Source organism: Haloarchaeobius marinus (assembly GCF_051207415.1).
Lineage (GTDB): Archaea > Halobacteriota > Halobacteria > Halobacteriales > Natrialbaceae > Haloarchaeobius.
Genome location: NZ_JBPKGD010000001.1, coordinates 591,907 through 606,416, shown reverse-complemented (window position 1 = coordinate 606,416; position 14,510 = coordinate 591,907). Strand labels below are relative to the sequence as shown.

4 protein-coding genes are annotated in these 14,510 nt (G+C 67.2%); all 4 read right to left on the bottom strand.

Annotated elements, in window-relative coordinates:
• Positions 1-12: 12 nt before the first annotated feature.
• Positions 13-4,044 (bottom strand): hypothetical protein, encoded by a 4,032-nt coding sequence (locus ACSC1W_RS03130; RefSeq protein ID WP_435345341.1) that lies wholly within the window; start codon positions 4,042-4,044, stop codon positions 13-15.
• A 72-nt stretch (positions 4,045-4,116) separates the two neighbouring features.
• Positions 4,117-7,788: a DUF6603 domain-containing protein gene (locus ACSC1W_RS03125; RefSeq protein WP_435345339.1), complete on the bottom strand. Its 3,672-nt coding sequence runs from the start codon at positions 7,786-7,788 to the stop codon at positions 4,117-4,119.
• Positions 7,789-7,834: 46 nt separating this feature from the next.
• Complete coding sequence (locus tag ACSC1W_RS03120; protein ID WP_435345337.1) at positions 7,835-10,747, bottom strand: hypothetical protein; 2,913 nt, start codon at positions 10,745-10,747, stop codon at positions 7,835-7,837.
• 46 nt (positions 10,748-10,793) lie between these two features.
• Positions 10,794-14,462 (bottom strand): PKD domain-containing protein, encoded by a 3,669-nt coding sequence (locus ACSC1W_RS03115; protein ID WP_435345335.1) that lies wholly within the window; start codon positions 14,460-14,462, stop codon positions 10,794-10,796.
• Positions 14,463-14,510: the final 48 nt, after the last annotated feature.

Here is a 14,510-nt window from a genome sequence, read left to right as displayed (position 1 = left end):
TCGTGTCGCTGGTCACTGCTCGCCCACCTCCGCCGAGAGCAGGTCGTCCGCGTGGATGGCGACGCGGACCGGCCGCTGCCACGTGATTCGCGCCATGTGGGCGCTGTTGCGGCCCCACTCGGCGTACGCGTCGGCGAGGTCGGGGTACTCGTCGACGAGGCCCCCGTCGGTCCAGTCCTGGACCTGCTGGCGGGTCACCCGCCAGGTCTTCGCCTCGTCGCCGCCCGCGCCCGGCGGCCCGTCCCAGAGGGAGACGTAGGGGACGAGGCCGTCGACGTCGCCGGCGTCGCCGGCGTCCGCCCCGACGAGGTGGTTCCACGAGAGGCCGTTCCAGGCCGGCGACTCGCCGTCGGCCGTCAGCGCGTCGACCGACAGCGACTCCCCGCCGTTCCGGGACGACGTGGGGTCCGTCACGCCGATTGGGACGTCGCCGCGGTCCTCGGCGGTCCCGGCGTCGAGGCCGAACCGGGTCTCGCCCATCGGCTCCTCGAAGACGAAGAACCAGCCAGGGTCGTCCGCGTCGGGGTCGCCGACCGCGTCGCTCGGCGCGAGGTCGAAGCCGAGGAAACGGACGTCGGGGTCGAGTGTCCCCTGGAAGATGGGGAACTCGACGCCCTCGACGCCCTGGTCCTGGACCGCCTCCTCGGTCACGTGCCCGACCTGCCCGAGTTTCGGGGTCCGGCCCGCCCGGTCGCCGTCGTCGTCTGACTTCGACCGTACCATGTAGATGGTCGTGTCGGGGAACCGCCTGAGGAGTTCGCCCCGGACGACGAGCACGACCCGGCCTGCCTCGTCGCCGAACTGCTCGCCCTGCCGTCCGGAACCGTGTTCGTTCTGCCCCAGGGGGTTCCCCCAGGTGTGCAGGTCTGCCACGTCCGGCCTGTCGTCGGCCGTCGAGAACGGGTTGCTCGCCTTGTCCCAGAACGTATCGAAGTAGGTCCCCCTTCGGTCGGTCGGGAACCGACGCCAGAGCAACTCCCGGGCGAACTCGTGGTTGAGTCCGGCGACGAACGCCTCGACGAACGCCGGGTCCGTCGAGAGCGCGCCGATGGAGTCCCGGGGCACGTCCGAGACGCCCGGCATGAGGTACTCCTGCGAGAGTTCTTCGAGGGCGTCGGCCATGGGGTCTGGGAACCGCGGTGCCCACGCGACGGGGTCGATGGGGTCGTCCCGGTCGGACAGCGCGTCCGAGAGGTCGCCGGCCGCCGTGACCGTCGAGAGCACGCTCTCGGTCACCGTGATGGACGGGTCGATGTGGTCGAGTATCTCCTCGGGTTGACTGCGGTCGTAGGTCCTGCCGAACTGGACGCCGGTCCCGGGGTCCCGTGGCGGCTGGACCATCGCCGGTCCGAGCCGGAGCGCAGTCCTGAGCTGTTCCAGCCGGTCGAGAACCGCCTGCATCCGCAGTTCCGCCTCCTCGACCTCGCGGACGAGGTCCGTGAGGTCCGGTGCCGACGGGTCACCGTCCGGGCCGGTCGGGTCGACCTCGCCGCCAAGGTCGGGTCTCGCCGGGTCGAGGCCCCGTTCCTCCAGTGCCGAGACGACGCCGGAGAGCGCGGTGACTGCCTCCTCGTGGTCGGTCCGCAGTCCCTCGGCGAAGCCGTCCCTGTCCCGTCCGATGTAGTCCGGTGTGGCCTCCGGTGCGGTACTCAGCAGGTTGTCGAGCGTGCGGAACAGCGGGGTGAACGTGTTCGTCTTCACCGCGTCGGCGTAGGCCGTGACCGTCGTCGGCGCGGGGGACCGCCGGACCCGCACGTTCGCCGGGTCGAGCCGGGCCGACAGGGCCCTGACCTGGCCGAGCGCGGTCGACGCGTGGTCGATGCTGCTCCCGACCTGGACGTCCACCTTCCGGACGGCGAACGCCTGTGGCGTCGCCGGCGTGACCGACGAGAGGTCGATTCGACGGAGGTCGACCTCGGGCAGGGACTGCGCCCACGCCCCGAACCGGGCGACGCGGGCGAGTTCTGGCGTCACCACGTCGACCCCGGTCGGGAACGTCGCCGGGGCGTGTCGCGATTCGCCGGCGAGTGCGATGCCGTCGTCCGGCACCGTGGTCGGTTCCCCTTCGGTCCGGCGACTCACGTCTCGGTCGAGCGTGCCGTCCCTGAACTGCCACTGCGTCTCGCCGGCACCGGCCCGGGGCAGGACGACCGGCTCCCAGCCCGAGAGGTCGAAGCCGTCACCCGGACCCGGGCCACCGCCCGTATCGATACCGCCACCACCACCGTCGTCGTCGCCGACGGGTCCTCCGACGACGGGACTGCGGACGACCCGGTCCAGCTCGACGTCGATGCCACCGGCGTCGTCCCCCGGCAGGGCCTGGTCGCCGACCAGGTCGTCGAGCGTCGCGACGCGCTGGCGGAGTTCCGGCTTCAGCAGTGCCGGCGTCACGCGCTTCTCCTCGAAGTCGCCGGCGAGCGAACTCGCGGTCAGGTCGCCGCTCTCCAGGGAGGGCTCGGCGTTCCGGAGGAGTGGGCCCTTCGGCCGTGAGAGCCTTCGGAACGTCGGCGTCAGCACCGACCCCGGCAGGTCCGCCAACTCCCTGAACTCGGCGTCGAACGACTGGAGCGGGCCGTCGAGCCCGGTCCCGACCCTCGTCGCGACTGTCCGGTGAAGCGGCTGCGTGAACTGGAGGAGTCGAGCCGCGTTCTTCTCACCTGCCAGACCGACGGTCCCCACGAGTCGGTCGTGGATGTGGGTGCTCGCTGCACGGGCGAGTTGTCCCCGCCCGAGTTTGCGGTTCATCGCCGACAGTTCGCCCACCTGGTCCCAGGCGCGGGCGACGTACGTCTCCTGCTTCTCCCGGACGACCTCGGCACCCAGCCCGGCGGCGATGCGGTACCTGAGGGTCGCGTTCACGTCCGCGAACCAGGCGTCCGAGTCCGGGTCGACCCGGTCGCGGTCCGCGTGCCACCGGCCGTACAGCGGTGCGCCGACGATCGGGAGGTCCGGGTCGTCGTCGCCCGCCTGCCGTTTCGCCAGGTCGTACGGCTGGTTCAACAGCGTCACCAGCTCGGTCCGGTTCGGGAACTCGGCCACTTCCAGGCCCGGTGCTTTCAGCGCACCGGTCTGGTGGACCGGCTGGTGGTGACCGATGCGTTCGGGGCCGGGGTCGCGCACGTCGACCTCCCGGCGACCCACGTCCGCATCGGAGAGTCGGACCGGGGACAGCCGGTTTGCGAGTTCCTCGAAGTCGCCCTCCCCGCTGTGGAACTCCCAGTGCAGGTACATCGGGAGTTCGACGGGGTCCTCGTCCTCCCCGGTCCACGAGAAGGCTATCTGCTCCCCGTCGTCGTCCTCGCCGCGCGAGTCTGGATACGGTGCCCTGCCGAGCCCGACGCGTCGTCCCGGTTCGAACGTCGGGACGACCGCCGCGACGTACTTCGTGTTCTCGGCCAGGTTGCGCGGACAGACCAGCCGCGAGACGGCGCGTTCGGGGTGTCTCCTGACGACCTCGCTCGCCGCGGTGTCGTCGCCGACGACCTGTGCGTGCGCCCACGCCCAGGATTCGGTGAGCGACGGCAGTTCGCTCGTCGGCGCACTCAGAACCGGCAACGGGTTCGTCCCGCCGCCATCGACCGAGACGCCCGTGGCGTCCGCCCGGACCACGACGAGGGTGACCCAGGGTCGGTTCCGCGACTTGCCGCCGGTCAGGTCGGCGCGCTCGGGGCTGAACAGCCACGGCAGGTCCGGCCGGGCGAACTCGACCAGGGGGAAGCAGTTCGGCGGGAAGCTGTTGCTGTCCGGCGCCGGCTCGAGTCTGGTGACCTGCGTCCGGTCGACGCCGATCACGTCGCCGGGACCGTACATCCGTATCTCCTGGCTCGGCCGGTCGAGCGTCCCGTCCGCGATGGGCTTCGGCTCCTGCTCCCAGGCACCGTCGGCTTTCGACCGGGCCGCGAGGGTCAACTCGACGCCGACCGTCATCGGACCGGGGATGGCGTTCGAGGAGCGGTCGCGCTCGAACGGCGTCTCCGGCCGGAACCCCTCGCGGACCGTCGGGACGAACCGGAAGCGCGCTCCGGCGTTCGGGTCACTCGCCACCGCCGTCACCTCCTCGGCCGCCGTCGGTCTCGGGTCGTCGGTTCGGTCCGTCGGTAGTGGGTCGCTGTCTGCTCATTCGTCGTCGTCCTCCAGACTGGTCGCGGGAACGACCTGCAGTCGCCGTTCGTCCACGTCCGCCTCGCTGGCGAAGCGCTCCAGTTCGACCTGTGCCCGGCCCTTCGATGTCCCCACGTGGATTCCCGGCCGGATGCGCTCGGCCTCGACGCTGTCGCCGACTGCGGTGAACCCGTCCGTCCCCGAGTCGCCGCCCTCGCCGTCCTGCCCGTCGTCTCCGCCGACGGCGTAGAAGTCGGGGACGACCGGTTCGAACGTGTCCACGTCGACGACGACGTAGTCGCGGCCACCGACGCCGAAGAGACCACCGTCGTCGCCCCCGTCGTCGGAGACGCCGAACAGCCCCTCGGACCCGGGCTGGACGCCGCGTTTCCCCTTCGAGAGTTCGTGCGCCGTGAACGCCGTGTGGCCGACGCCCGCCTCGTCCGGGTCCGCCACCGACAGGTCCGCGCCGTAGAAGTCGCTCGCCTCGTCGTAGACCTGTTCCTCGTATGTGAACGCCGCCTCGGTCGCGTCGTCGGGGGTCGCCTCGCCCCCGACGACCAGTCCCAGGTCGCCGGCGGTGGTCCCCGAGTCGAGGTCGACGAAGTCCGGCGCGTCCAGCTTGCTGGCGTCGTCCATCTTTCGGAACGCCGCCGGCGCGAACTCGTCCTCCACCGACCGGCGGTCGCGGTCGGGGACGTCGCCGAGGGTGACGCCGGCGATGCGGAACTCGTCGTAGCCCGTCGGACGGGCCTCGCCGAACTTCTCGATGGCGTAGTTCAGCGGGACGACCGTCTGTCGAACCGTCAGCGTCCCCAGCGGGTGTGCGACGACGGGCTGTTCGGGGGCGACGTCGCCCGCACCGGCGCTCCCGCCGGCCTGCTTCGCCTGCGCCCGTGCCTCGGCGCTCTTCGCGCTCCGGAGCGTCGCGACGGACTCGCCGTCGCCCGGCAACTGGGCGTCCCAGTTCTTCGGTTCCGCGAGCGCGTCGACGAGTTCGGGGAGCACCTCCGCCGTCGGGAGTCGCTTCGTCTTCGCGTCCGTCCCGAGCGTCACGTCGACGTCGGCAGAGACGCTGAACGGACCGACCTCCACGTTGACCGTCCCCCGGATGTTGAACGGCGTCGGTCCCGAGATGGTCCCGTCGACGCCGACGGTGAGCTCCCACCCCTTCACCTCGACGCCGAACTGGGCGAAGAAGTCGAAGACGAACGAGAACGGGTCGAACCGGAACAGCGCGTCGAAGCCCAGTCCACCGTAGACGTAGACGATGCCGGCCTCCAGTTCCGCGTGGACCTGTGCGCCCACCTGGAACGTGTTCGAGGTGACCGCCAGGTAGCCCGTGAAGTCGACGACCGGCTTGCCGCCCGGGACGTCCAGGCTCACCGTCACACGGTCGAGTTTCGGGAAGCCGTCTGGCGGTTCGTACCGCGGGTTGAACCCCCCGATGGAGAGCAGGAACGCCGAGCGCTCGCCCCACGTCGAGCGCAGCGCCATGTCCCCCGACATCGTCCACTGGACCAGCCGGGAGTCGTACATGGTGGCGTCGATAGAGAGCGTCTTGCCGGGGACGTCGACGACGCCGACGACGTCGAGGTTGACCTTGATCGGCGGGAACGGCACCCCCTCGGTGAGCCCCTCCGGACGCTCGACCTCCAGGTTCGGAAGCGCCAGCTCGATGTTCCCGAGGATGGCGATACGGAAACTCGGAATCTCCAGCACCACGCCGACCGACGCCGCGATGATGCTCGGACTCCCCCAGCCGAGCTTTAGCATGGGCCCGAAGACGTGGCTCCCCCGCGCCGGTGGGAAGATGGCTCGCACGTCCGAGATGATGCGCTGTGCGTTCTTGACCACGTCCTCCGGGAACAGCACGCTGTCGAGGGTCCCCTGCCTGACGACGTCCTGCAGGGGCTGCTTGCGGAACTTGCGGTTGACGCCGAGCAACCCGCCCACGCCGTCGAGCGTGAACCCGAAGCCGAGCTGGACCGCCGAGAACTCGCCGGCCACGACGAGCATCATCGAGAAGCCGTCGGAACCGTCCGGCAGTTCGGTGGTGACGAGTCCGACCACCGAGATGCTCAGCCCGTTCGGGAGCGTGAGCTGACCCGTCCCAGCGTATCGCTCGTTCTCGCGGTCGAACGCCAGGTACCCGCCGCCGGTTATCGGCCCGGCGGCCACGTCGAGGCCGACCCCATCGGGCGGTTTGAACCCGATCTCGAGGTCGAGAACGCCCACGTTGCCGTCTCCGTCCTCGGGGAACGAGAGGTCGGTCTCCAGGCCGATTCGGGTGACCGTTCCGGTGACGGGGCCGAGTTTCACCGAGGCCGAGGCGGCGGCCTGCACGGTTATCTCGCCGGTCTCGGCGTCGGCCCCGAGCGAGAGGAATATCTCCTCGACGTTCAGCGGGCCGAGTTTCTGGTGGACTGGGAGTGCGACTTCCAGTGTCACACCGCCCTCGAAGTACAACCCTTTCAGCGTCGACCACCCGACCGTAATCTCGAAGTCACTCCCGACTTCGTCCGGCAGAACCTGTTCGAGGAAACCACCTTTCGGACGGATTCGGATGCTCCCTGTCGTCGGTAGTTCGACCGAGACGTCTCCCTGCTGTCCGTCGTAGTCGAGTGCCGTCTCGAGTGATATGCCGCCGACGCCGAGATGCGAGCCTTCAGCGTCGCCGAGAATGATACGTGTAGGGGCGGTTTCACCCGACGCAGGGTCGTACGTCAGCGCGACGTCTGCGTGGTACTCACCGGCGAGCCCTGCACCGGAGACGAGTTGGAATTCGGTTCCGTCGCTGGTTGGATGGACGGCGAACCCGACAGACTGACTAGATTCGACTCCTGCCGTGAACGTCCAGTCGTCGCCGAGCGAGAGCGAGTCCTGGAACCCACCGGATGCGGCCGCCTGAAAGAGCATCCCGAGTTGGTCCGACTGACCAAAGGCGAGCGGGATGAGGCTCACACCGATTTTCGAATGGAAGCCGTCACCCGCGAGTTCGAGTGCTGTGACGTCGAGTTCGGATGGTGCATCGGTTTTCGTGAGCGAGGCCGGCTGCGTCTTCTCGTACGTCAGGTCGTTCAGTCTGGACACGTCGGCGTCGTCCACGATCGAGGTCAACCCCTGAGTGCTGGTCAGGTACTGGACGAATCGCAGAACGAGTCGCTCCCGGAACTCACCGGTTCCCCAGCCTATCGCATCCTTCCCGGCCGTGTTCGGATCCTGTAGCGCGTCCGAGAGGCCGTCAAACTCGATCTCTTCTGGCCCCTCTCCGTAGGCGCTCGTTATCACACCGACGATGGCTAAGAAATCGTGCAAGTGCGGCCTGTAGACGTAGAGATACCTGACGACGATGTGGTCGACTAACGCGTCACCGAGGTCGGTGACCGAGGGGTCACGAAATTCGAGGTCGTCGAGCGATCTAATCGCCTGCACCAGCGTCTGTATCGCGGTAACTACCCCACTCACGTCGTCCAGATCGTCGGCCGTAATGCCACCCTCTGCGAACGTGACGATGACGCCAACCGGCTCGACGAAGTCCCGCTCGACCACTGTGACGATCTTGTCCAGTTCTTGCCCGACGAGCGACTCGCCGATGCCCGCGGCGTCGAGCAGATCGATTACCCCATCGGGTGATTCCGTCGCCTCGACGACTGGCTCGACGAGCCGGACGAGCTCCTGTGTCACCTTCGATTCGGTCCTCCCGGCTGCATCACTCGATCTCTCCGTCATCTCAGACCGACCCCTCTTCGATAGAACGATATTCCCGTGGGGCCGGGACCGAATCGAGGAACATCCCCCAGTTGGAGTAGTCCACCCGTTTCAGTTCCCTGGCTTGCTCACGTTCGAGGTAGATGAACTCCAGGTATGGCTCCTGCTCCGTCGAATCGCTGTCGAAGCCGAACGCGTGCACTGGGTCGTTCCCGCTCGGTTTCAGGGTACTCGTCCACCGTTTGATCTTTCCGTCGGTCAGCACGATGTCGCTCGGCGTGTGCGTCGTTCCCTGGCCTTTGAACCAGAGTGTCGTCTCGGTTGCTGGTATCCCCGCAGGGTTGTTCGGAGAGGGCGACCCCTTGTAGCTCAAGCTGATGAGGTGCAGTGGTGGCTGTGGCCCGTCGGTCGTCTCTCCCGGCTCGAGGTCGTCTTTCTCGTCGCTCAGGAACTCGACGTGTGCATTGTCACTCGCGTATCTGCTCGGCGTCTCACTCTGGACTCCGTTCTTGTCGGACAACGGCCTGATGACGAGGTAGCCACTCGGGCCTATCTGTGACTCACCCGACGCCGCAGCATCGGGTTTGATCCGGAACGTCCCCTCGTCTTTATCGCCCGCCCACCTGAGCTTCGCGTCGTCGTGTTCGATTCCGATCGGTTTGGCGAGCGTTACGAGTGCCGAAATCTGGCCGAAGTAGTTCTCGGCTTCGCTCATGTTTTCGATTCCAGGGGCCGCTCCCTTCTCGTCCGGTCGTTCGAGATGCAGGTAGTTCGAGGGGAAGCGGAACCCGAAGTATGGCTTGCTCGTGTCGGCGTACCAGGCGCTGGAATCCATGTTCTTCTTCGTCTTGACCGCTTCTGCACTCCGTCCGAAGTAGGAGTACTTGACCCACTCTTCGAGCTCGGAGTCGGTCGCCCACCCGAGGACGAGATAGCCGATCGTCCCGGCCACGATTCCGAGTGCGATTGCCTGTCCCAACCCAGGTATCCACGAGACACCAGCGGCTGCGTAGGCATAGACGAAACACCCGAAGGACGCCCCCATGAACGCGTATCCGATCGACTGGTCGTAGTCGCCGTCGATGTACTCCGAGTACGAGTAACAGAAGTTCTTGATGGACTCGTACAGATTGAAGACGACCGCCAGTTTCCCAGCGATCTTCACCGCACTCGCCTCGCTGATCGTACCCTTGGCGAACAGGGAGGTCGACTCGAGTGAGCTCAGACTGGCAACGAATCCGCGCATCGCGTTCACGAGCGACGCCATCTGGTCGGCCTTCGTCCCGATGGAATTTGTGGATTCGAGGACGCTGTAGGTCTGGATTCCGGTCGTTATGACACCGACGATGCTGAACCCGACTTTCGCCCAGGCACTCGCAGCCTCGGTCGCATCGTCGAACCAGTCCGTCTCGTGCGTTTGGTCCCAGCCCCAGCCTGCAGTGAGAGCTGCTACCTTCCTGGCGGTTTCGAGCTTTTTGTCGTAGACGCTGATGTTCGATTTCAGACTCTTTACTTCGCTCTTCACGCTGTTCTTGACGGCTGCGTGCGTCCCGTTCTTGGGGAGGTCGAGGCGGTCTGCGAGGGTATATATCTCACCTGACTCGACGTCGCCCGACTTCAGTTCGGCGATGATCTTCTTGCAGATGGCCGTGAGTTGGGAATCGTCGAGCAACCGGGAAACGTACATCCCGATGTAGTTCTCGACCGTCAACTCCCGGATTCCGAGACCGTCGTCGCCGAGGAACTTCTTGTTCCCGTAGATCGTGACCGTCTTGTACGCACTGTAGTAGTGCCACGCACCGTGCATGAAGGCGCTTGCGACGCGGTTGAACGCGGTGATGCCATTCGAGTCCCAGAACGAATCGCTGGGGTCACTGATACGGCCGTACTGCTGCGTGTGCTGGCCAGACCGCTTCTCGAAGTAGTCCGACTTCGTCTCTCTGGCGTATCTGAATGGCTGTTCACGGTGCGGTTCGTAGATTACCTGCGCGTCCAGATTCGGATCGACGATTCTCGAAGGCGGGAACATGGACCGGTTCTTCAGACGCTGGGGAACGTCATCAGGGGCCGAAATGTTCTGTTTCTCGAACTGCTCCGCGAGGAACATCTTCCCGGTGTGACTCTCGTACAACCGGTGCGTGATTGCGTCCAGGTCCTTCAACTGTTCATAATAAAACCGCTGAGACGTGTCCAGGATGATTTGCTCGAGTGGGTCGTCGGTCTTGCCGGTCGCCTTCGCGTGCAAGAAATCGTCGTAGAACGGATTGTACGTCATCGAGTCGACGGCGTCCTCTAGTTCGGCCGCAATATCACCGAAATCCTGGTTCGTGTTGATACCGAGCAGCCTCGCGATCGCGTAAAGGTACGTCTGGTCAGTACTGCTCATCGAGGAATCAAGCGTGCCCTTGATGATTCCCTGCTCCTCCTGGGTCAGCGTCCCGAGGTGGTGGCCGTAGGGATACGCCCCCGACCCGTAGGTCTCGTCCCCGAACTTGATGTACGCGACGAGCCGTCTGGCCTTCTTCTCTACCTTAATCTGTTTCGAATAGAGTTCCCGGCCGTACTCGATGAACTCGTTCGCGTACCCGCCGTGATTGAACGGATCCTTCTTCGAATCGTGTGGCAACTCGTCGAGCAAGAACGCATCCTTGAACGCGTAATCCTGGCCGAATACCACCGACACGTCGTCGTACTTGCTGGCCCATTCGGACGATATCTTCTCTACCGTCTCGGTCACACCGAGTTGCTGGTAGATGGCCGCCCGGGTCTGTGAGCCACCACTCTTGAACTCGGTTCCGAGAATCAGGTCCCGTATCGTATTGAACAACGCGTACTTGCCGGGCTCTTCGGTGGCATGTTCGTTGAACTCGTCCAGAGCTACTTCGTACTCGTGGTGGAGGTGCTTCGCCTTCGCCAGCGGTTTCTTTCCACTCATCGGATATCACACGATACTCTCGTCGGTTGGTCCACGTTCCACATTGTCACAACTCACCCCGCTTCGGCCAGGCCCGGTAGAAGACCACAGGCCGAACTTCGCTCGCAGTGTTCCGTCGTCCGGTACTCACACTCGCCGTCTCGACCTGGAAACCGGTCGGCGTGACCGCCGAGACGAGCACGTCGTCGCGGCCGGTCACGCGGCCGTCGTGGTCGAGCGCGAGGACGCGTGCGGCCGAGGGCTGTCCCTCGGTCAGCGGCCCGGGAGCGTCGCCGCCGTCGGTGGCGGTCCGGGCTTCCTGGCCCGCCACTGCCTCACCGTCGGTGACAGGTGGGAGCACCCGACCGAACACGTCGTCGGCGTCGAGCGACCCGTGGAGCAGGTGGTGGGAGACGCCCCCGTCGAGGCCGGGCATGGCGACGCCGTGGGACAGGCCGAAGCCGACGGAGTGGTCTGCGACGACCTGGTCGGCCCCGAGGGCGTCGAGGTTGCAGGTCGTCAACTCGACCATCGCGGGGTCGAAGCCGACGTCGACCCTGGTCGGGTAGTCCGCGTCCGGTGCCGGGACGCGGAAGTGTCCGACGGCGGGCGTCCGGTGGTCGCCCGCCTCGACGGCGACGTAGGTGACGAGGTGGCCACCGTGGCCGGTGTCCGTCACCTCGTCGTACGTCAGTTCCATCGTCTCGCCGAGGCCCGTGGCCCGGGCCGTCGTCCGTGTGTCGAGTTCGTCACCTCGTCCGTGCAGGAGGTGGAGCACACGGTCCTGGTAGCCCGAGTAGCCGTTCCGGACGACGGTGTCCGGGACGAGGGTGCTGGTCGCGACGTGTTGCTGGACCGCGTCGCTGGGGGTCCTGACGGCCTCGCCGTGGGAGACGCCGATGGCTCCGTCGGTGACCGACGCGGCGTCAATCTCGTGGACGCCGTTGGCGGCCGTGAGGGAGACGAAACTGGCGTCGATGCCCAGGTCGACGGTTTGCTGGCCGGCGGTCGGCGGCGTCAGGAAGTGCCCGACCTCGACCTCGGCGTCGCCGTCGGTCCGGAACGCCCGGAACAGCACGGTGAAACTGTCGTCGCGGTCGGCGGCGGGGAGCGACGTGCCGTCGAACGACATCTCGAACCCGCCGTTCGTCGTCTTCGTGACGGTGCCGGCCAGGCCGCCGGCGCTCTCGTCGTCGTGGACGAGAAGGTCCAGCACCATGCCGTCCCGACTGGAACTGACGGCGCTCCCGGTCGAGCGGGCGTCGTTGGCGACGCTGACGACGTTCTGGGTCAGCGTGCCGTCGTCGGCCCGCGAGAGTTTGCCGTACGTCCAGCCGTCGGTCCGTCCCGCGTCGTGGGTTCGGCCGACGTCGTTCGTCGCCGTGAAGAGGACGAGGTCGGGTTCGAAGTCGAGGTCTGTCACCGCCACCGTCCCGGCACCGGCGGGCGTCTCGAACGTGCCGGTCGCGTAGTCGTCAATGCCGCCCCCGGCCGCCGCACCGCCGCCTCCCAGGAGGTGGGCGGGGACGTCGAGGTCGTCGTCGGCTCCCGTCGAGGGCGACGGGGTGGACCGTCGGCGGCAGAGCACGTAGCCCGCCCCGAGGCCGACGCCGGCACCGGGGACGACGAGCCACGGGGGCACGGGGAAGCCCTCCTCGGCGAATCCGTCGCCCAGCGGTCCGGACGGGTCCTGTCCCAGGTCGCGCCCGGTGCTGTCGACCGCGCCGTCGTCGTCGACCACCTCCAGTCTCGGGGAGACGTCCGACGTGCTGTCGTAGGTATGGGCCACGGTCGGTCCCTGGGAGACGGCGTCGACGGTGCCGTCGCCGTCGAAGTCCCAGCGGTAGCTGACGACCTGGCCGTCGTCGTCGGTGGCGTTCGAGGCGTCGAAGGTCACCTGTTCGCCGGGGACCACGTCCGACGGGGAGACGTCGAAGTCCGCGGTCGGCGGGAGGTTCCCCGGGGTCACGTTCACGGTCGGGCACTCGACGACCGACGCCCGTTCGCTCGGGTAGGCGAGCACCCTGACCCGCGGGGTGTAGGTCCCGAGTTCGGCGTACTGGGCGGTCGTCGCCGGTTCCGAGACGTAGTCGCCGAAGGTGCCGTCGCCGGTGTCGAACTGGTAGTCGTCGGCGCCCTCGGACCGCGCCGCAGAGATGGTCACCGACTGGCCCACGACGACGGTCCGGCTCGAGACCTCACATCGAGCGACCGGCGGGGGTTCGAGGTTCACGTCGACGGCATCGACGGCGGTGTCGGTCGCGCCGTCGTCGTCGACGACCGTCACCCGGAGCGCGTATGCGGCGGACGCGGCGTAGGTGTAGGTCGTCGTGGGCGTCCCGGTGGTCCTGTCGACGGTGCCGTCGCCGTCGAAGTCCCAGCGGTAGGAGACGACGGTCCCGTCCGGGTCGGTCGAGTTGGACGCGTCGAAGGTGACCGAGGTTCCGGCGAGCGGGACGGCCGGCGAGTGGTCGACGGCGGCGGTCGGCCCGACGTTGTCGGTGCCCACCGCGACGGTGCCACATCCGGCCGTGTCGCTCTGCTCGGACGGGTAACTCGAGACGCGGACCCGTATCTCGTAGGCCCCTGCCTCGTCGAAGGTGACTGTCCGCTGGGCCTGCGAGGTGAAGTCGCCGAAGGTCCCGCTCCCGGTGTCGTACTGGTAATCGTCAGCGTTCTCGGACGCCGAGGCGCCGACCGTGACGGACCCGCCGGGTTCCACGGCCGTCGTCGAGACGCTACACTGGGCGACGGGACCGGCCTGCGTTATCGTCACGTCGCGGGTGGTCGAACCGGTCAGTCCGTCCCCGTCGACGACCGTCAATCGCGTGACTGCGTAGCCGGGACCGGTCGAGTCGTAGTCGTACGTGTGCGTCGTGACGGGGTTCGACGTGGTCCAGTCGACGGTGCCGTCGCCGTCGAAGTCCCAGCGGTACTCCTGGATGGTCCCGTCGGAGTCGCTGGACGCCGAGGCGTCGAGCGTCGTCAGGTCGCCGGCGACGGTCGGGTTCGGCGAGACGGAGAAGTCGGCCGTCGGGCCGGCGCTCTCGGGGGAGACGGTGAACTCGACGGTCCTGTTGGTGGTCGCGCCGTCGTTGTCGCGCACAGTGATGCGAACCTGCTTGGTCCCGGTCGTGGTGTAGGTCCGGTTCTCGCGGCCGTCGATGCCGAGTTCGGTCGACTCGTTCACCTCGTAACTGCCGTCGGCACCGAAGTCCCACCGCAGGGCGAACAGGTCGCCGTCATCGTCGGTGGAGGCGGTGGCGTCGAACTCGACGGTCTGACCCACCGTCGGGGTCCCCGGCGCGTAGTCGAGTTGCGCGGTCGGGGGCTGGTTCGGTGCGACGGTCAGTTCGGGGCAGAGCGCCTGGTCGGACTCCTCCGTCGTCGCGTTGTAGGCGAACACCGACGGCTGGTAGGTCCCGGACGTGTAGTTCGTGTTGTAGAACTGGTACTCGGTGAACCCGGTGTCGGGCGACCCGTCGCCGTCGACGTCGTACCGGTAACTGTCCGCGTTCTCGGAGCCGTAGGAGTAGATTCCCACGGTTTCGCCCGGTTCGGGATACGTCTCGGAGATGGTACACGCTGCCGTCGGAAGGGCGGTCGTGGCGGACTGCGACTGGGCGGTCACGTCGCCGTCGTGTCCGGCGACGGCCGGTTGAGCCAGGACGAGCACCGTGACGGCGAGCGTCACGACGAGGGCGAACCGGAGCCGATTCGTGGCGTACCGTGTCATCCGTCCACGACTCCCACCGGTCCCCGCCCGGCGTTCGTCGCATCTCGT